Here is an 18,141-nt window from a genome sequence, read left to right on the forward strand (position 1 = left end):
GCCCCACCACCATGCAACAGCTGCTCAACGGGCTCTTCATCGGCTCGATCTACGCGCTCTTCGCCGTCGGGTTCGCGCTGGTGTTCGGCATCCTCGACCGCCTCAACCTGGCCCACCCTGCGGTGTTCGCGGCCTCGGCCTTCATCGGTATCGAGCTGGTCACCGTGGGCGGGCTGCCCTTCTGGGCGGCCCTGCCTGCGGTCGCCGTGGTGGGCGCGCTCCTGGGGCTGATCGTCGAACGGGTGGCGTTCCGACCGCTCAAGGGCCGGGCCGACGCCCACTTCGCCGGCCTGATCTCCTCCATCGCGGTGGCGGGAATGCTGATCGCGCTGCTCCAGTGGCGGTACGGCGCCGAGACCCGCCGCTTTCCAGCCGACACGTTCCCGGCCGTCCGGTTCGACGTGCTCGGCGCCCAGGTCACGCTGCTGCAGGTGGTCATCGTCGGCATCTGCCTCACGCTGGTGGTGGGGCTGACCTGGCTGGTCGCTCGCAGCCGGCTCGGCCGGGGCATGCGCGCCGTCGCCGAGAACCCGACGGCGGCGCGCGTGCTGGGCGTGAACGTGGACCGGGTCACCGCGACGACGTTCGCGATCTCGGCGGCGCTCGGGGCGGTCGCGGGCGCGCTGTTCGCGATGAACGTGAACTCGGCGCAGCTCGGCATGGGGTCGGCGATCGAGCTCAAGGGGCTCGCGGTCATCGTGGTGGGCGGCATGGGCTCGCTGCCCGGTGCGCTCGTCGGCGGGATCCTGCTCGGGGTGGCCGAGGTGTTCGCCGTGCAGTACCTGGGCTCCGCGTGGCGTGACCTGATCGCCTTCGCCCTGCTGTTCGGGATCCTGCTGCTGCGGCCGCAAGGGCTGTTCGGCGGACGTCGGGCGCGGCAGGTCTGATGCTCACCGAGTCGACGGTCACCTTCATCGCGCTCGGCGCGATCTTCGCCTTCTCGTTCTACGCCGTCCTGAACGCGGGGCAGCTCAGCCTGGGCCAGGCCGGCTTCGCGTCGGTCGCCGCGTACACCTCGGTGCTCCTGGCACCGGACCCCGACGTCGTGGGCGACCTTGCTGCCCTCCTGATCGCCCTGGTCATCGGCATGACGGCGGGGACGGTGGCCGCCGTCGTGCTGGGGCTGCCGACCATGCACCTGAGGGGCGTGTTCCTCGCCATCGCCACCCTCGGGTTCGCCGAGGCGGTGCGCATCTTCCTGCTCAACGCCGAGTGGACGGGCGGCGCGCAGGGCCTGTCCGTGCCCAAGATCGTCACGCCCGCGATCGCCTGGGTCGTGCTGGCGATCGTCGCCTACTGGTTCTGGCGGTCCGGTCCCACCCGGTACGGCCGGGCGCTGGAGGCCATCCGCGAGGACGAGCTCGCGGCGGGTGCCATGGGGATCGACGTCGGCAGGCACCGCCTCGGGGCGTTCGCGACGGCCGGTGCGGTGGCCGGGCTCTACGGCGTGCTGTGGGCGTACACCGTGCGCCTGGTCGCGCCGGCCGACTTCGGGTTCACCGCCGCCATCGACGGGCTGGTCACCGCGATGGTGGGCGGCACGACGATGTTCGTCGGGCCCGTGGTGGGCAGCGCGTTCCTCACGGTCATCCCCGAGATCCAGCGCGCCCTGGGCGTCGAGGCCGGCTGGATCCGGCCGTTCGTCGCCGGCCTGCTGCTGCTCGTCGTCATCCTGTTCCTGCCCGGCGGGCTCGCCGGCCGGATCCCCCGGCGGATCCGGGTTCCGGACCTCGACGGCCGCGGCAGCGGCAGCGGCAGCGACGACGGCGGCAGCAGCGACGACGGCGCCGACCTGCGCACGCGCGAGCACGCCCCGCGCGGCGACGTCGTGGCGCGGCTGAGCGGGCTGAGCAAGGACTACGGCGGCGTGCACGCGGTGCGCGGCGTCGACCTCGAGGTCCGCAGCGGCGAGCTGCTCGGGCTGATCGGGCCCAACGGCGCGGGCAAGACGACGCTCGTGAACATGCTCAGCGGGCTCGTCGCGCCGTCGTCGGGCACGGCGAGCGTGCTCGGCGTGACCGCCGGACGCGCGCCGGTGCACCGCGTGGCCGCCGCCGGTGTGAGCCGCACGTTCCAGCACTCCAAGCTCTTCGACCGGCTCTCCGCGCTGGAGAACGTGCTGGTCGGCGGGCACCTCGTGACGAGGCCGACGCTGCTGCGGCGGCTGCTCTGGCTGCCGTCGGCGCGACGCGACGAGCAGGCAGCGCTCACCCACGCCGCCCGGTGCCTGCGCCGGGTCGGCATGCTGGAGGCGGCCACCACCCGCGCCGGCGCCCTCTCGTACGGCGACCAGCGGCGGCTCGAGATCGCCCGGGCGCTCGCCGCCGACCCGAGCCTGCTCATCCTGGACGAGCCCGCCGCCGGCATGAACCAGGTGGAGGCCGGCGAGCTCGCCCACCTCATCCGCTCGCTGGCCGACGACGGCCTCGCCGTGCTGCTCATCGAGCACAACGTCGGGCTCGTGCGGCAGGTCTGCGACCGGGTAGTGGTGCTGAACTTCGGCGAGGTCATCGCCACCGGCGCACCGTCGGACGTCGCCGCCGACCCCCGGGTGGTCGAGGCATATCTCGGGACGGAGGCCTGACATGACCGAACCAGTGCTCGAGGTCGAGAACCTCTCGGTCCGCTACGGCCGCGTCGAGGCGGTGCGTGACGTGTCGTTCAGCGTGGCGGAAGGCTCGCTGGTGACGCTCGTGGGCGCGAACGGCGCCGGGAAGTCGACGATCATCAACGCGGTGTCCGGCATCGTGCGACCGCACAAGGGTCGCGTCCGGTTCCGCGGGGCCGACATCACGCGCGCACCCGCCCACAAGCTGGTGGCACGCGGCCTGGTCCAGGTTCCCGAGGGCCGCCAGATCCTCGCCTCCCTGACCGTCGCCGAGAACCTCGCGATGGGCGGTTGGCACCGCGGACGCGGCGCGGCCCGCACGATCGACGAGATGTACCAGCGGTTCGGGGTGCTGGCCGAGCGCCGTGACCTGCCCGCCGGGACGCTCTCCGGCGGCGAGCAGCAGATGCTCGCCATCGCGCGCGCCCTCGTGGCCGAACCGCGACTGCTGCTCCTGGACGAGCCCTCCATGGGCCTCGCGCCGCTCGTGGTGAACGAGGTGTTCAGCGTCGTGGAGCAGATCCGTGCGACCGGCACCACCGTGGTCCTCGTCGAGCAGAACGCGCGTCGCGCCCTGCGCGCCGCCGATCACGGCTACGTGCTGCGCACGGGCGAGGTGGTCCGCTCGGGTCCGGCGGCCGAGCTGCTGGCCGACGACGACGTGGTGCGCGCGTACCTCGGGACAGCCTGAACCGGATGCCTGATTCTGCGCACTCCTCGTTCTGGAGGGAGGTCGTGCACCTCTCCCTGCTGATCGCCGGGCTCCCGCTGACTGTGCTTGCCGGAGGTATGGGGGTGGCGATGCTCGTCGTGGCTCCCGATTCATCTGGATACGCCCCTCTGTTGGCAAACACGAGTGCTCTCGGATTTCCGGTCATCGCTTCTGTTGTCGTTGTCACGTCGCAGCTGATCGCTCCCGGACTGCGACTCGACCCAGCGTCTGCGCCGGGCGCGCACCGCTCACGACAGCCGCTTGCCGGCTGGATGCTGATGATCTCAGCCGTGTCGACGTCGTGGATCATCTCCGAGTTCTCCGGGACGGGGATCGACAGCGATCGCCAGGCCAACGGGATGGTTTTCGAGGAATTGCTGCTCGACTGTTGGCCGCTGCTCCTCTCAGCAGCTGCAATGGTTCTCTGCGGCGTGCTGTTTCGCCTGACCGTCGTCTCCAGAGTTGTTCCGGTCGCCTTGTTCGTGGTTGCCGTCGCCGCCCAGCGAGGCCTGTGGTAGCAGCAACACCCCGCCCCGACCGGTACCGGCCGGCAAGGACGGCGCGGACCTGGAGCGCCGTCGCCGGATGCTCTCCCGGTACACCGCCCGCGACGATCCGGGCGATGTGCACCATGGTGCGTTCGGCGTCGAGTACCTGGGGCAGAAGTCCAGGTCGACGCCGTGGCTGCCGAACCGCACGTTACGAGTCACTGACGGTGCCGAACCGCACGTTGCGAGCCACCGGCGGCGCCGAACCGCAGGCAACACGTGCTCCGGCCCCTGAATGGACTCGCAACCTTCGGCTGGCGCCCCACGAGGACGGACAAGTTGCGGTTCGGCACCCCGCAGCCACCCACCCGGACACACAAGTTGCGGTTCGACACCCCGCAGCGGCGCCGAACCGCGCGTTACGAGTCACCGACGGTGCCGAGCCGCAAGCAACACGTGCAACGGCCCCTGAATCGGCTCGTAACCTTCGGCTGCCGCCCCGCGAGGACACACTGGTTGCGGTTCGGCACACGCGGGGTCGCTCCGAGACACACAACTTGCGGTTCGGCACCCCCCCAGCCGCCCACCAGGACACGCATCTTGCGGTTCGGCGGCGCGCACCGCGGCCGGCACGCGACCACACCTAGAAGTCGTCCGGCGTCCGGATCTGGTCGCGGATCCAGGTACCGGCTTCCTTGAGGTTCCCGGTGCCGAAGGATCCGCTGTTGCAGGTCCCCTCCGTGAAGACCGCGCCGGACCGGTGGTCGTCCGAGAAGTTCCAGTTCACCCAGCTGATCTTCTTCGACTCCGCCAGGTCGAGGTACCGCTGCGACATGGCGAAGTCGTTCGTACCCTCACCGGCGTAGTCCTGGGTGCCGAACTCCGTGATGAACATGGGTATCCGGTCCGCGGCGCGGGAGAGCGCGTCCAGGTACAGCTCCCTGTGCGACGCGGCATAGAAGTGGAACGTGTACATCACGTTCGATGCGTCGACCGGGTTGTTCACGACCTCGGACTCGTCCGACCCGTCCGAGACACCCAGCGAGGACCATCCGGGCGTACCCAGCAGGACGACGGCGTCCGGGTCCTGCGCCCGGACGACCGGGAGGATCTGCTCGTGGTAGCTCTTGATCTCCGGCCACGGTACCGAACCGGGAATCTCGCCGCTGTTGGGCTCGTTCGCGACCTCGTAGATGATGTTGTTCTTGCCGCTGTTCCGCTCGGCGATGGCGGTGAAGAACGTCTTGGCGCGCTCCAGGTTGTAGCTGGGGTCGCCCGGGTCGAGCATGTGCCAGTCGACGATGGCGTACATCCCGCGCGCCGTGAGCATGTCGATGTACTCGTTCACCAGGGCCGTGAACCGCGCCGGGTCGGTCTCGTAGCCGCCCTCCTGCACGTAGGTGGAGATGCGCATGACGTCCGCGTTCCAGTCGTACGCGAGGGTGTCGAGCGAGGCGTCGGTGACGCACTGCGAGTACCACTGGGTACCGTGCGTGCTCATCCCGCGCAGCTGGATCTGGCTGCCGTGCTCGTTGCACAGGTTGACGCCGCAGACACTGAGCTGACCGTTGGCCGCGACCGGGGTGCCCGCTCCCGGCTCAGGCTCTGGCTCTGGCTCAGGTGTCGGGTCAGGAGCCGGCCCGCCGTCGCACGTGCCGTCGTGCGTCCAGAGCGTGGGCGTCGAGGCCGGGTCCCACCCGGCGCCCGGGTGCGCGGTGTGCGCCATGGTCGCGGTGTAGCCGCTCCCCTCGTGGGTGACCTGTTCGCCCGCTCGGTAGCTCGTGCCCTCTGCCCAGGCAGGTGCGGAGCACTCGGCGGCGAAGGCCGTGGCCGGCAGGACCGGGACGAGGGCAGCTCCCATCGCCAGCATCGCGGCAGTGACGAGAGCAACGATGATCGGTGCGCGGCGGAGGACCATGATGAGACCACCTCAGTTCGTGGACGGAGCCGTGGCAGGTCGTGGCGGCGTCGCCCACCTGCTGGTCGCACGGACGCTAGCAAGACGCGTCGTCGCGGGGCATCGGGGATTCCCACACCGTGTCGATGGCCACACCGCACACGTGCGCTGATCAGCGCCGCGGAAGCTGTCGCGGAATGACATAGTGTCGGCCCGTCCCCTCCGGACCATCCCGATCCGGTTCCTGCAATCGAGGTGGGCCCATGACCGTTCCGCTGACCCTTCGCACGCCCTCGCAGGGCGCTGACCAGCCGCAGGCCCCGGACCGTCCGGTTCTGGACGCGGCCATCGACCGCCTGGAGGTCGCCGGCGGCAGCACACCCGACCGGGCCGACGCCGAGGTGCTGCTGCACGCGCGCGGCGCGGACCTGGACCGGCTCCTCGCGGTCGCCGGCGCGATGCGCGACACCGGCCTGACGGAGGCCGGCCGGCCCGGCGTCATCACGTACTCGCGCAAGGTGTTCGTGCCGCTGACGCACCTGTGCCAGGACCGGTGCCACTACTGCATCTTCGTCCAGTCGCCCGGCAAGCTCGCCAAGGCGGGCATCTCGCCGTACATGGAGGCCGACGCCGTCCTGGAGGTCGCCGCCCAGGGTGCGGCGCTGGGCTGCAAGGAGGCCCTGCTCACCCTCGGCGACCGCCCGGAGAACCGCTGGCCGGTGGCCCGGCAGTGGCTCGACGACCACGGCTACGACTCGACCCTCGACTACGTGGGCCACATGGCCCGCCTGATCCTGGACGAGACAGGCCTGCTGCCGCACCTCAACCCCGGCGTCATGTCGTGGGCCGAGCTCCAGCGGCTCAAGCCGGTCGGCCCCTCGATGGGGATGATGCTGGAGACCACGTCGTCCCGGCTGTGGACGGAGAAGGGGCAGGCGCACTTCGGCTCCCCCGACAAGGACCCGGCCCTGCGGCTGCGCGTGATCGAGGACGCCGGCCGCTCCCGCATCCCGTTCACCACGGGCATCCTGCTCGGCATCGGCGAGAACTACGCCGAGCGAGTGGACTCGGTCCTGGCGCTGCGCGACGCGCACGCCCGGCACGGTCACGTGCAGGAGGTGATCGTCCAGAACTTCCGCGCGAAGTCGGCGACGGCCATGATGGGCGCCGTCGACCTGGACACCCAGGAGTACGCGGCCGCCGTCGCCGTGACGCGGGTGCTGCTCGGCCCGGGGATGCGTGTGCAGGCACCGCCCAACCTGACCGACGCCGCCGAGCTCCAGCTCCTGGTCCGCGCAGGCATCGACGACTGGGGCGGCGTCAGCCCGCTGACTCCGGACCACGTGAACCCCGAGCGGCCCTGGCCGCAGATCGAGGACCTGACGCGCCTGACCGGCGAGGGCGGGTACACGCTGCGCGAGCGCCTCACCGCCCACCCGCACTACCTGCGCGAAGCCCGCGACGGCGCGGACTGGCTCGACGACCGCCTCCGCGACCGGGTCCTGGCCCTTGCCGACGACTACGGCCTGGCCCGCCACGACGCCCTGCTGGGCGAGTTCCCGGCCTCGATCCCCCGCCCGGGCCCGGAGCCGACGGCGGCCGTGGGCACGCGGGCGCACCACGACCCGGCCGGCCCGGTGCACCCGGGCGGGACGACGCCGTCGGGCAGGCTGGGCGGGCTGCTCGCCGACGCCGAGACCGACCCGGCGGGCCTGGACGACGGCGCGTGGGTCGAGCTGCTCGGTGCGCGCGGCTCCGACCTCGAACAGCTCTCGGCGCTCGCGGACCAGGTGCGCCACGAGCGGGTCGGTGACGCGGTCACCTACGCGGTCAACCGGAACATCGACGCGTCGCTGGGCCTCCCGCCCGAGCGGGTCGCGGAGCTGGCGGCGGAGGCGGTAGCCCTCGGTGCCACCGAGGTGTGCGTGCAGGGCGTGCCCCCGACCGCCTCGGGACCGGACGGCTACCTCGACCTGGCCCGGGCCGTGAAGCTGGGCGGCCCCGGCCTGCACCTGCACGCCTTCCGCCCGGCCGAGCTGGCCGACGGCGCCGCCCGCGCCGGCCTGTCCCTGGCCGACTGGCTCACGGCGCTGCGCGAGGCCGGCGTCGACACCGTGCCGGGCACGGGCGCCCGCATCCTCGACGACCGGGTCCGGGACCTGCTCACGGGCGGGACCGACATCCCGGCGGAACACTGGGTCGGGCTCGTGACCGCCGCCCACACGGCAGGCCTGCGGTCCACCGCGACGATCGTGTACGGACACGTCGAGTCGGCGCGCGACCAGGTGCGGCACCTCCGCACGCTGGCCCGCGTACAGGACGCGACCGGCGGTTTCACCGAGCTGATCCCGATGCCGTGGCTACCGACGGAGTCGCCGGTACCGGTCCCCGGCGCACGCGTCGCGACCCTGCGCGAGAGCCGCGCCCTGCACGCCGTGACCCGGCTGCTGCTCGCCGGGCGGATCGACCACGTCCAGGCCGCCTGGACCAAGCTCGGGATGCGCGGGGCGCAGCTCGTTCTCGCGGGCGGCGCCGACGACCTGGGCGGAGTGCTGCTCGACGGCGCCCTGGACCCGGACGCCGGACCCGAGCAGGGCCGCGAGCTGACGGTCGCGGACGTGACGCGGCTCGCCGCCGAGCTGGGCCGGCCCGTACGGCAGCGCACGACCACGTACGAGCAGGTGGGGTGACGGGCACGGCGGACCAGCGGACGGCCGCGGCCGCACCAACCGACGTGGACGTGGCCGTCGTGGGCGCAGGCCTCGCCGGGGTCGGCCTCGGGGCACGGCTCCGGCGCGCCGGGCGCACCGGCTTCGCGGTCCTGGAGCGGGCCGACGACGTCGGCGGGACCTGGCGCGACAACGTGTACCCGGGCGTCGCGTGCGACATCCCGAGCGCCCTGTACTCCTACTCCTTCCTGCCCCAGCCGGCCTGGTCGCGCGTGTTCGCGCCGGGCGCCGAGATCCACCGGTACGTCCAGGACGTCGCACGGGCCGAGGGGCTGGCCCCGCACCTGCGCCTCGGCACCGCGCTCACGGGCGCCCGCTGGCACGACGACGAGGCGGCGTGGCACCTGACGACGTCCCGTGGCCCGCTGACCGCCCGGGCGCTGGTGACGGCCGTCGGCCGGCTCAGCGAGCCGCGCGTACCCGACCTCCCGGGGCTCGGCGGCTTCCCTGGCCGCGTGTTCCACTCCGCCCGGTGGGACCGGGACCTGCCCGCAGGACTGCGGGTCGGCGTGGTCGGCACGGGTGCCAGCGCCGTCCAGCTCGTGCCCGAGCTGGCGCGCCGCGCGGCGTCCGTCGTCGTGCTGCAGCGCACGCCGCCGTGGGTGCTGCCGCGCGGCGACCGGGCGTACGCGCCCGGCGAGCCCCGGCCGGACCGGGCGGCGCTCGCGGAGGAGGCCGACCGGCTGTTCGCCGCACGCCTGGCGGGCTCCCCGGCGGAGGCCGAGCTGCGCGAGCGCGCGGAGGCGCACCTGCGCGCCCAGGTGCCGGACCCGGCACTGCGGGCGCTGCTCACCCCTGACTACGCGGTGGGCTGCAAGCGTGCGCTGTTCAGCGACGACTGGTACCCGGCGCTCCAGCAGCCGCACGTCACGCTGGAGGCGAGCGCGCCGGTCTCGGTCGATGGCTCGGTGCTGGTCGCGGCGTCCGGCGCGCGGTACGAGGTGGACGTCCTGGTGCTCGCCACGGGGTTCGAGACCACGCGTCCGCCGTTCGCGCACCTGGTGGCGGGCCGCGACGGGCAGCTGCTCGCCGACCACTGGGCCGACGGCATGACCAGCCACGCGTCGACGGTCGTGCACGGGTTCCCGAACCTGTTCGTGCTGGACGGCCCCAACGCGGGGCTCGGCCACCACTCCGCCCTCGAGGTGATCGAGGCGCAGATCGACTACGTGCTCGGCGCGCTCGACCACCTGGACCGGGTCGGCGGCCCGCTGGAGGTGTCCGCTGCGGCCGAGGCCGCGTACACGCGGGAGATCGACCGGCGGGCCGCCGACACCGTGTGGCTGCGCGGCGGGTGCCGCAGCTGGTACGTGGACGAGCGCTCGGGGCGGCTCACGCTGCTCTGGCCGGGCCGGGCGGCGGAATACCGCGGGCGGTTCGCCCGGTTCGACCCGGCCCCGTTCGCCCGCGCTGCGGGGCACGCGGCGGGTCAGCCCGAGGCAAGGCCGTTCTGATAGGCCCAGACCACCGTCTGCACCCGGTCCCGCGTGCCCACCTTGGCCATCGCCCGGCCGAGGTGCGACTTCACGGTGCTCGTCTCCACGACGAGCTCCTTCGCGATCTCCGCGTTCGACAGCCCGCGGGCGAGCTGCCGCACGATCTCGGCCTCCCGAGCCGTGAGCTGCGCCGCCGCGTCGACGGCAGGGGCGGGCGGAGCCTTGCGGCGGGCGAACTCGGTGATCACCCGGTGCGTCACCGCCTGGTCGATCAGGCCGTGCCCGTCGGCGAGCCGCCGGACGGCGTCGATCAGCTCCTCCGGCTCGCAGTCCTTGAGGATGAACCCGCCGGCCCCGGCCTCCAGCGCACCGAAGACGTACTCGTCGAGGTCGAACGTGGTCACGACGAGCACGACGGGCGTCGTCGAGCCCGCCGCACCAGGACCGCCGGCCACGATCTCGCGCGTCGCGGCCAGGCCGTCGCCGCCGGGCATGCGCACGTCCATGCAGACGACGTCGGGGCTGTGCCGGCGGGCGAGCTCGACCGCCGTCCGACCGTTCGAGGCCTCCGCGACCACCTCGATGTCGTCGGCCTGCTCCAGGAGGAACCGGAAGCCCGCCCGGACCACCGCCTGGTCGTCGACGAGCATGACCCTGATCATCCCTGTCCTCCTTCGGTGAGCGCGGGCGTGTCCGCAGCACCCTGCGACACCGTACTCCCGGGCTCGTGGTGGAGCGGCAGCGTCAGCAGGACCCGCCATCCGCCGGACGGCGTGACGCCGGTCGTGAGCGTGGCGCCGACCAGCTGCGCCCGCTCCCCCATCCCGATCAGCCCCATACCCCGGCGCGTCGAGTCCGTCGGCGTGCCGTCGACGACCGGCTCGTTGACCACCTCGAGCGACACCTCCCGCTCGCCGAACCGCACCGCCATCCGCAACGCCGCGCCGGGGGCGTGCTGACGCGCGTTCGACAGCGACTCCTGGGCCACCCGGTAGAACGCGGCGTCCGCGATAGGGGCGAGCTCGCGAGGCCTGCCCGCACGGACCAGGTCCACGGTGGTACCCAGCGTGCGGGCCGTCCGCAGCAGGCCGTCGAGCGCCGCGAGCCCGGGCGGCGGCGCGTCGTGCCCGTCGTCCTCCACGCTCGGGCGCTCGCGGAGCACCCCGACGATCAGGCGGAGGCTGTCGAGCGTCTCCTTGCCCTGACCCCGGATCCACGCGGTGCCCTTCTTCGCTGCCGCCGGGTCGCTGTCGATCTGCCGCTCGACGGCGGCCGCCTGCACGACCAGGCCGGACAGGTGGTGCGCGGCGACGTCGTGCAGCTCCCGGGCCATCCGGGACCGCTCGGCGACGATGGCCGCCCGGGTGGTCGCCTGCTGCGTCCGCACCAGGTCTGCCGCTCGCAGCCGGAGCAGGTCGACGTAGCTGCGGCGGGTCGCCACCGCGCCACCGACCAGCGCCCCGACGACGTACGCGACCAGGCCCTGGAAGAGGTTGACGGCGACGGGCAGCAGAGGGCTGACACCCGCAGCCGCGCTGACCACGAGTGCCGCGAACACTCCCACCGCGACCGCCGCGCTGGTGATCGCGACGGCGCGGCGGGGCGGCAGGAGCGTTCCGACGGTGTAGGCGGCGATGAACTGCGGTATGCCGCCGTTCGACATCTCGGGCGGAGTCGCCGCGATGATGGCGACCTGGCACGCGACGACGAGGCCAAGGCAGAGGAGCGGCCGGACCCGGCGCACGACGAGCGGCAGCGCCTGGGCGCACGAGACGACCGCGAGCACGACGCCCTGCGCCGAGCCGATCTCGACACCCTCGATCGCGAGCACGATCTCGAAGAGCACTGCCATCATGCCGGCCGTCACGAGCATGACCAGAGCGGCCAGCAGGCCGTCCTGCGCGAGCCGCCCGGTCACGCCGAGCCGATCGAGCATCGAGCCGAGCCGGCTCGTACGCGGCGGGACGGTTACGTCGTCGAACACCGCGGGGCCGTCCGTCGTGAGCATCGTCAGTACGATACAGACGGCGCGAGCAGCCGGAGCTCGAAGGCGAGCCAGGCGGTCCCCGCCAGGGCCAGCACCACGAGCGCCAGGCCGAGGATGCGGCGCCAGCCGTGCCGGTGCCGGACGGCGCCGACGAGCTGCAGCACGGCCGGGACCAGCCCGAGCACGCCGATCCCCTGCAGCACCTGGTTCTGGCGCAGCGAGAACTCGGAGACGTCCACCAGGTTCATCACGGTCATGACGGTGACGGTCCAGCCTGCCAGGGCCAGCACCGCGGAGACCACACCGACCTTCGCGAGGATCCGGGTCACGCGCCCGGTGCCCTCGGGGAGGGACCGGTGCCGTACGCGCCGGACGATCGCACCGACCGGCCATGCGACGGCCGTCACGAGCAGGATCAGCGCAGACACCCCGAGCACCGGGAGCACCACGGAGGGAACCCGCTCGGGCTGGGACGGGAGGAGGGCGAAGGCACCCTCGTACCCGATGGCCTCGACCTCGCCGTCGGCGACCCGCATGGCGATGGTGCGCTGACCGCCGACCTCACGCCAGACCCAGGGCTCCACCTCCTCGTACAGGGCGGGTGACGCGCTGGCGGGACCGGGGGTGAGCAGCAGACGGCCGTCGTCCCGCGCGGTGACCTGAGTAACGCTGAAGGCGTCGAGCGCCGCGAGGAACGTGCTGTGCATGCTGCGGGAGGCGACGTAGCTGCCCTCGGCGATGGCCGCGTGCTCCTTGGTCGTCGCCTCGTCGACGGTGCCGGCCGCCGGAGCGGTGTCCGCGGGGAAGTAGCGGTCCGTGAAGCCCTCCAGCACGGCCCTGCGCAGCTCGAGCGTGGCGTAGCCGGTGGCGCCGGTGCTGTTGAACGAGACGAAGATCCCTGTGCGCTCCTCCGGGTAGATCTGCAGGTGCGAGTGGAAGTAGTTGGTGTCGCCGCCGTGGCCGACGATCCGGTGCCCGTTGCGGCTCTCGTCGAAGAACCCGAGCGCCATCCGCGGGGCCGCCGCCAGGTTGCCGAGGGAGCTCTCGTCGAGCGCCGGAGTGTGCATGAGCTCGAGCGTCGCGGGCTCGAGGAGCGATCCAGCGCCCGGCTCGCCCAGCTGGGCCAGCATGAAGCGTGCCATGTCGGGCGCCGAGGCGGTCAGCGCCCCGGCAGGCGATGACCCGACGATCTCGAACGGCCCGGGGCCCCCCGCCGACGTGTCGTACCCCTGCGAGATCCGGTCGCTCAGCGCGTCGGGCAGCGGCTGCTCGAAGGTCGACGACGTCATCCCGGTCGGCTCGAAGATGTTGCGCTCGACGTACTCCTCGAACGGCACGCCGCTGACGTGCTCGACGATGTAGCCGGCCAGCGCGTTGCCGTAGTTGGAGTAGGCGGGGACGGTACCCGGCTCGTAGATCTGCTCCGGCGGCTCCTCGACGAGGCTGTCACGAAGTACCGGCGAGACGTCGCCCGAGCCGATGATGCCGCCGATCCGCTCCTCGAAGCCCGCGGTATGGGTGAGCAGGTGCCGCAGCGTCATCGGCTCGTCGAAGTTCCGCGGCACCTCGAAGTCGAGGTACTCGCCGATGTCGGTGTCCAGGTCGACGTCGCCGCTCTCGACGAGCTGCATCGCGGCGGTGGCGGTGAACAGCTTCGATACCGAACCGGGGCGGAACAGCGTGCTCTCCGGGTCGATCAGGACGGCCTCGCCGCCCGTCGTGCCGGTGTCGGAGTGGCCGTAGCCGCGGGTGGTGACCACCTTGCCGTCGTCGACGACGGTGACGACGCCGCCGGCGATGCCTGCGCTCTCCAGCGCGGCGGGCAGCATGCCGTCGAGCCAGGCGTCGACGTCGGTCCGGTTCAGGGTGTGCTCGCCGGCCGGGGCGAAGATGGGCGGGGCCGGCGCCGGCTCGATGGTGCTCGACTCGGCGGCAGCCGCGCTCGGGGCGCCGGCCGCGACGGTCACGGCGAGCATGCCGAGGGTCGCGAGCGCCGCGAGACCACGTCGGCCGGGCTGCCTCGGGCGGCTCTGCGGGCGGTGTTCCGACCGCTCGGCGGGTGTGTGGTCAATGGACGAGTACATCGTCGCGCTCCTCGCGCTCGGCAGGTGTTCGGGCTGGTCCGGAGGCTTTCTTCCGGACGACCCAAGCCTGTCGAGATACCCGCTGGGCCACATCGGCCGCGAGCACGCACTTCACCTACGACCTTTGGCGGAGGCGGGCCCACCGCGACGAGTCAGTGGGCCGCGTAGCCGCCGTCGACCAGGTGATAGCTGCCGGAGACGAAGGACGCCTCGTCACTGAGGAGGAAGAGCGTCAGCGCCGCGACCTCCTTGTCCGTCCCGAGCCGCTTGGCGGCGTGCTCGTTCTCGAGCGCGGTGAGCGCCTCCGCGCTCAGCGAGGACCGTACGAGCGGGGTGTCGATGAACCCTGGGCCGACGGCGTTGGTCCGAACGCCCTGCTCCGTGTACTCGAGCGCGGCCACCTTGGTCAGCCCGACGAGCGCGTGCTTGCTGGTCACGTACGCCGCGTTCTCCGCGATGCCCACGGAGCCGAGCACCGAGGCCATGTTCACGATGGCGCCGCCGCCTGCCGCCACCATGGCGGGGAGCTGGTAGCGCAGGCCGTAGAAGACGCCGTCGAGGTCGACCGCCCGCACGCGGTCCCATGCCTCGATGTCGTAGTCACCGATCTTGGCGGGTGGTGCGCCGATGCCCGCGTTGTTCACGGCGAGGTGCAGCGCCCCGTACTGCTCGACGGCGAGGTCGACGGCGGCGCGCGACTGGTCGGGGTCGGTGGTGTCCTGCTCGAAGGCCACCGCTGCGCCGTCGGCGGCGGTGATCTCGTCGACCACCTGCTGCGCGCTGTCGAGCTTGATGTCGGTGACCACGACGGAGGCGCCATCGGCGGCGAGCTGCCGGGAGATCTCCGCACCGATACCGCTGCCGCCGCCCGTGACGATCGCTGCCTTGCCCTGGAACCTGTTTCCCGTCGTCATGCTGCTCACTCCTCGGCGCTCTGGTCCGACGGCGCGCGCCGTCCCCTCAGTTCTAACCCGCGACGGGCTCGGTCACCTGCGGGCGTCGTCGTGCCGGGCGCTCCTGGCGCCGCGGCAGAGCGCCGGTGGGACGCCGGCGGTAGCGTCGACCTGACGAGCTCCCGGAGGACGTATGGCCCACGGCACGCCGAGCGATCGGCACCCGAACCTTGCGCCCCGACCCGAGGGCCGGAGCGTGGCCGTCCCCGTCATCGTCGCGCTCCACGTGGCCGGGATCGGTGGCCTGGCCGCCGCCCTGCTTGTGGCTGGCGGCACCGGGGCGATCACGGTGGCCATGGGGCTGGCGGCCTATGCGCTCGGGCTCCGGCACGCGTTCGACGCCGACCACATCGCGACCATCGACAACACGACGCGCAGGCTGGTTCGCGCGAACCGGGACGCACGCGGCGTCGGGCTCTGGTTCTCGCTGGGACACTCGACGGTGGTGCTCGCCGCCGCCCTGCTCCTCGCGCTCGGTGTGCACGCCCTGGCGCCGATGCTCGGCGACGAGTCGTCACCGCTGCGCAGGGCCACGGGCGTCTGGGGGCCGCTCGTCTCCGGGACGTTCCTCCTGGCCATCGCCGCGGTCAACATCGTCATGCTGCGCCACGCGCTGCGCAGGCACCCGCACCAGCACGCCGGTGGGCCGGTCACCTGGTTGCTGCGCCGGTTCGGGTGGTCCACGGAGAAGCCGGCCCGGATGTACGTCGTGGGGCTGGTGTTCGGGCTCGGGTTCGACACGGCCACGGAGATCGGCCTGCTGGCGATCACGGCGTCGGCCGCCCTCGGTCAGGTCGCGTGGTACTCGACCCTGCCGCTCGCGGTGCTCTTCGCCGCGGGGATGTCGATGCTGGACTCGGCTCAGGGGGCGGTGGCCCTGCGCGTCTACACGCACGCCGAGACCGGCAGGGCCACCGGAGCCACCGGAGCCACCGGGCAGGGGCGCACCCGGGTGCGCTACGACGTCGTCGTCACGGGTGTGTCCGCGTTGGCCGCGCTGGGGATCGGCACGGTGACGCTGGTGCAGGTCGCCGTCGAGCACGCCCCGTGGCTCGGCTGGATCCCGGGAGCCTCCGTTCGCCTCGAGCCCTTCGGGATCGTGCTCACCGTGGTGCTACTGGTGGCCTGGAGCGTGGGGATCTTCCTCAGCTCTCCCCGGCGGAGCAGTGGGCCGACGGTCTGAGCGCCTATCCTCCGGACATGAGCCGGCGGCCACGGGCGAGCCTCGGCAGGGTGCTCGACGACCTCGGAGCCACCCTGCTCGACGTCGTGCGCGGAGGACCCGACGCCGAGCGCGAGGTGGGCGGCCTGGTGATCCACGACCCGCTCGACGAGGCCGTGTACCCGCCGCATGCGCTGGTCCTGGGCGTGGGCCTGGCCGCCCCGGACGACCTCGTGGCGCTGCTGCGCCACCTGGGCGAGCACGGCGCGACGGGGCTGGTCGTGCGGGAGCCGGTTCCGGCAGCGGCCGCCGTGCTGGACGCCGCCGACGCGAGCGGCGTAGCGCTGCTGGGCCTGAGCCGCGGCGCGACGTGGGCCCAGCTCGCTGCGCTGCTGCGGACCGTCCTGGCCGAGGGCGACGTGGGCGTGGACGACGCCGAGTCCCTGGGCGGGCTGCCGTCGGGCGACCTGTTCGCCGTGGCGAACGCCGTCGCCGCGCTGCTGGACGCGCCGGTGACCATCGAGGACCGCAGCTCGCGCGTGCTCGCGTTCTCCGTGCGGCAGGACGAGGCCGACGACTCGCGCGTCGAGACCGTCCTGGGCCGCCGGGTGCCCGAGCGCTACGCGCGGATGCTCACCGAGCGGGGAGTGTTCCGCGACCTGTACCGCAGCTCGGACCCCGTCCGGGTGGATCCGCTGCCCATCGGGTACGCGGGCCTGACGATGCCGCGCGTAGCCATCGCGGTGCGCGCGGGCGACGAGGTGCTCGGGTCCATCTGGGCTGCCATGGAGGCTCCGCTCGACGACCGGCGCATCGCCTCGCTCCGCGACGCCGCGAAGCTGACGGCACTGCACCTGCTGCGGGTGCGCGCGGGTTCCGACGTGCGGCGGCGGATCCGCACCGATCTGCTGAGCACCGCGCTGGAGGGCGGTCCCGGTGCCCGCGAGGCGCTCGAACGGCTCGGGCTGGGCAGTCAGGCGGTGGTCGTGCTCGGGGTCACGGCCCGGCCCGACGACGGCGAGCGGTCCGTCGCCGGCGACGTCGTCGAGGCGAGCGAGCGCGAGCGGCTGTCCGACGCGTTCGCGCTGCACCTGCAGTCCGCGCACCCGGCGTCCGCGGTGGCGCTGATCGGCGACGTCGCGTACGGGCTGCTGCCGTCCGGGTCCGACGGCGAGGAACGGGCCGAGCGCATAGCGCGGGCGTTCGTCGAGAAGGTGGGCCGGCGGACCGCCGCCGTGGCAGCCGTTGGGCCCGTCGCACCGAGCGCCGGCGGTGTGGCTCGGTCCCGAGAGGTGGTCGACCGGGTGCTGCGGGTGCTGCGCGTGGGCGACCCGCGGGGTACCGGCGGGCCCAGGGTGGCCCGGTTCGCCGACGTCCAGGCGGCGTCGCTGGTCCTGGAGCTACGCGATGTGGTCGCGGCCCGCGGGGACACGATCGCGGGGCCGCTGGCCAGGCTCGTCGACTACGACGCCGAGCACGGCGCCGGCCTGGTCGCGACCTTGCGAGCCTGGCTGGACGCCTTCGGGGACGTGACGGCGGCGGCCGGGGCGGAGTTCGTCCACCCCAACACGTTCCGCTACCGGTTGCGCCGGGTGGCCCAGGTCGGCGGGATCGACCTGGACGACCCGGAGGCGCGGTTCGGTGTGATGCTCCAGCTCCGGGTGCTGGCACCGGGTGACGGCACAGGATGATGGCGCTGGGCGATGGCACTGGGCGGCCAGCTGGAGGTGGTCCGGGACAGCACTGGGAGTTCGTGCGCCGAACCGCAAGTTCCTCGTCGTCGGCGGCAACGGCCCCGCCGAACCGCAAGGTACGTGTCCATCACCGCAGGCGGCGGCGCCGAACCGCAAGGTGCGCGTCGTCGGGAACGTCGAACCGATGGTTGTTGGTCGACCGGGGCGCTCATGGACCAGCAACCTTCGGCTCGGCGACCGCCTAGACCATCAGGTTGCGGTTCGGCACCCGAGCAACGGCAACTCGACGCGCAGGTTGCGGTTCGGCGTCAGAGCAACAGCAACCGGACGCGTACGTTGCGGTTCGGCACCCGAGCAAGAGGAACAGGTCGGGGACCCGTCCGCCGCACAT

General features: G+C 72.8%; 13 protein-coding genes. 8 read left to right on the plus strand and 5 right to left on the minus strand.

Annotated elements, in window-relative coordinates:
* Nucleotides 1-11: 11 nt before the first annotated feature.
* From APR04_RS09895 to APR04_RS09910, 4 genes are read left to right on the plus strand one after another with little or no spacing between them, the layout of a single operon-like run.
* Complete coding sequence (locus tag APR04_RS09895) at nucleotides 12-887, plus strand: branched-chain amino acid ABC transporter permease (protein ID WP_253869601.1); 876 nt, start codon at nucleotides 12-14, stop codon at nucleotides 885-887.
* Nucleotides 887-2,584, plus strand: a complete 1,698-nt coding sequence (locus APR04_RS09900; RefSeq protein ID WP_253869602.1) for a branched-chain amino acid ABC transporter ATP-binding protein/permease — start codon at nucleotides 887-889, stop codon at nucleotides 2,582-2,584. The genes APR04_RS09895 and APR04_RS09900 overlap by 1 nt, the downstream gene beginning before the upstream one ends.
* 1 nt (nucleotide 2,585) lies before the next feature.
* Nucleotides 2,586-3,299, plus strand: coding sequence for an ABC transporter ATP-binding protein (locus tag APR04_RS09905; protein WP_253869604.1), 714 nt, complete (start codon nucleotides 2,586-2,588; stop codon nucleotides 3,297-3,299).
* A 44-nt stretch (nucleotides 3,300-3,343) separates the two neighbouring features.
* Complete coding sequence (locus APR04_RS09910; protein ID WP_253869606.1) at nucleotides 3,344-3,838, plus strand: hypothetical protein; 495 nt, start codon at nucleotides 3,344-3,346, stop codon at nucleotides 3,836-3,838.
* Between the two features lie 613 nt (nucleotides 3,839-4,451).
* On the opposite strand, the gene APR04_RS09915 is transcribed toward APR04_RS09910, so the two are convergent.
* Nucleotides 4,452-5,726: a cellulase family glycosylhydrolase gene (locus tag APR04_RS09915; protein WP_253869608.1), complete on the minus strand. Its 1,275-nt coding sequence runs from the start codon at nucleotides 5,724-5,726 to the stop codon at nucleotides 4,452-4,454.
* A gap of 242 nt (nucleotides 5,727-5,968) precedes the next feature.
* On the opposite strand from APR04_RS09915, the gene cofG reads away from it, so the two are divergent.
* On the plus strand, nucleotides 5,969-8,395 hold the full coding sequence (cofG, locus tag APR04_RS09920; protein ID WP_253869610.1) for a 7,8-didemethyl-8-hydroxy-5-deazariboflavin synthase CofG: 2,427 nt from the start codon (nucleotides 5,969-5,971) through the stop codon (nucleotides 8,393-8,395).
* Nucleotides 8,392-9,888: a flavin-containing monooxygenase gene (locus APR04_RS09925; protein WP_253869613.1), complete on the plus strand. Its 1,497-nt coding sequence runs from the start codon at nucleotides 8,392-8,394 to the stop codon at nucleotides 9,886-9,888. The genes cofG and APR04_RS09925 overlap by 4 nt, the downstream gene beginning before the upstream one ends.
* Here the strand turns inward: APR04_RS09925 and APR04_RS09930 are convergent.
* The 4 genes from APR04_RS09930 to APR04_RS09945 form a co-directional block, all read right to left on the minus strand.
* Entirely contained in the window at nucleotides 9,864-10,532 is a 669-nt protein-coding gene (locus tag APR04_RS09930) for a response regulator (RefSeq protein ID WP_253869615.1), read from the minus strand. The genes APR04_RS09925 and APR04_RS09930 overlap by 25 nt on opposite strands.
* On the minus strand, nucleotides 10,529-11,878 hold the full coding sequence (locus APR04_RS09935; protein WP_253869617.1) for a sensor histidine kinase: 1,350 nt from the start codon (nucleotides 11,876-11,878) through the stop codon (nucleotides 10,529-10,531). The genes APR04_RS09930 and APR04_RS09935 overlap by 4 nt, the downstream gene beginning before the upstream one ends.
* Before the next feature lie 2 nt (nucleotides 11,879-11,880).
* Complete coding sequence (locus APR04_RS09940; RefSeq protein WP_253869618.1) at nucleotides 11,881-13,941, minus strand: serine hydrolase domain-containing protein; 2,061 nt, start codon at nucleotides 13,939-13,941, stop codon at nucleotides 11,881-11,883.
* A gap of 152 nt (nucleotides 13,942-14,093) precedes the next feature.
* The gene (locus APR04_RS09945; protein ID WP_253869619.1) at nucleotides 14,094-14,855 is read right to left on the minus strand and encodes an SDR family NAD(P)-dependent oxidoreductase; all 762 of its coding nucleotides are present in this window, start codon (nucleotides 14,853-14,855) and stop codon (nucleotides 14,094-14,096) included.
* Between the two features lie 172 nt (nucleotides 14,856-15,027).
* Between APR04_RS09945 and APR04_RS09950 the strand changes: the two genes are divergently transcribed.
* Nucleotides 15,028-16,077 (plus strand): HoxN/HupN/NixA family nickel/cobalt transporter, encoded by a 1,050-nt coding sequence (locus APR04_RS09950; RefSeq protein ID WP_253869621.1) that lies wholly within the window; start codon nucleotides 15,028-15,030, stop codon nucleotides 16,075-16,077.
* A 17-nt stretch (nucleotides 16,078-16,094) separates the two neighbouring features.
* Nucleotides 16,095-17,747: a PucR family transcriptional regulator gene (locus APR04_RS09955; RefSeq protein WP_253869622.1), complete on the plus strand. Its 1,653-nt coding sequence runs from the start codon at nucleotides 16,095-16,097 to the stop codon at nucleotides 17,745-17,747.
* Nucleotides 17,748-18,141 lie beyond the last annotated feature (394 nt).

Source organism: Promicromonospora umidemergens, assembly GCF_024171995.1.
GTDB classification, from domain to species: domain Bacteria; phylum Actinomycetota; class Actinomycetes; order Actinomycetales; family Cellulomonadaceae; genus Promicromonospora; species Promicromonospora umidemergens.

What these genes read in the sequence shown, in the direction of transcription:
- APR04_RS09895 (WP_253869601.1), top strand. Translation starts at nt 12, where the DNA reads ATGCAACAGCTGCTCAACGGGCTCTTCATCGGCTCGATCTACGCGCTC.
- APR04_RS09900 (WP_253869602.1), top strand. Translation starts at nt 887, where the DNA reads ATGCTCACCGAGTCGACGGTCACCTTCATCGCGCTCGGCGCGATCTTC.
- APR04_RS09905 (WP_253869604.1), top strand. Translation starts at nt 2,586, where the DNA reads ATGACCGAACCAGTGCTCGAGGTCGAGAACCTCTCGGTCCGCTACGGC.
- APR04_RS09915 (WP_253869608.1), bottom strand. Translation starts at nt 5,726, where the DNA reads ATGGTCCTCCGCCGCGCACCGATCATCGTTGCTCTCGTCACTGCCGCG.
- cofG (WP_253869610.1), top strand. Translation starts at nt 5,969, where the DNA reads ATGACCGTTCCGCTGACCCTTCGCACGCCCTCGCAGGGCGCTGACCAG.
- APR04_RS09930 (WP_253869615.1), bottom strand. Translation starts at nt 10,532, where the DNA reads ATGATCAGGGTCATGCTCGTCGACGACCAGGCGGTGGTCCGGGCGGGC.
- APR04_RS09935 (WP_253869617.1), bottom strand. Translation starts at nt 11,878, where the DNA reads ATGCTCACGACGGACGGCCCCGCGGTGTTCGACGACGTAACCGTCCCG.
- APR04_RS09940 (WP_253869618.1), bottom strand. Translation starts at nt 13,941, where the DNA reads ATGTACTCGTCCATTGACCACACACCCGCCGAGCGGTCGGAACACCGC.
- APR04_RS09945 (WP_253869619.1), bottom strand. Translation starts at nt 14,855, where the DNA reads ATGACGACGGGAAACAGGTTCCAGGGCAAGGCAGCGATCGTCACGGGC.
- APR04_RS09950 (WP_253869621.1), top strand. Translation starts at nt 15,028, where the DNA reads ATGGCCCACGGCACGCCGAGCGATCGGCACCCGAACCTTGCGCCCCGA.
- APR04_RS09955 (WP_253869622.1), top strand. Translation starts at nt 16,095, where the DNA reads ATGAGCCGGCGGCCACGGGCGAGCCTCGGCAGGGTGCTCGACGACCTC.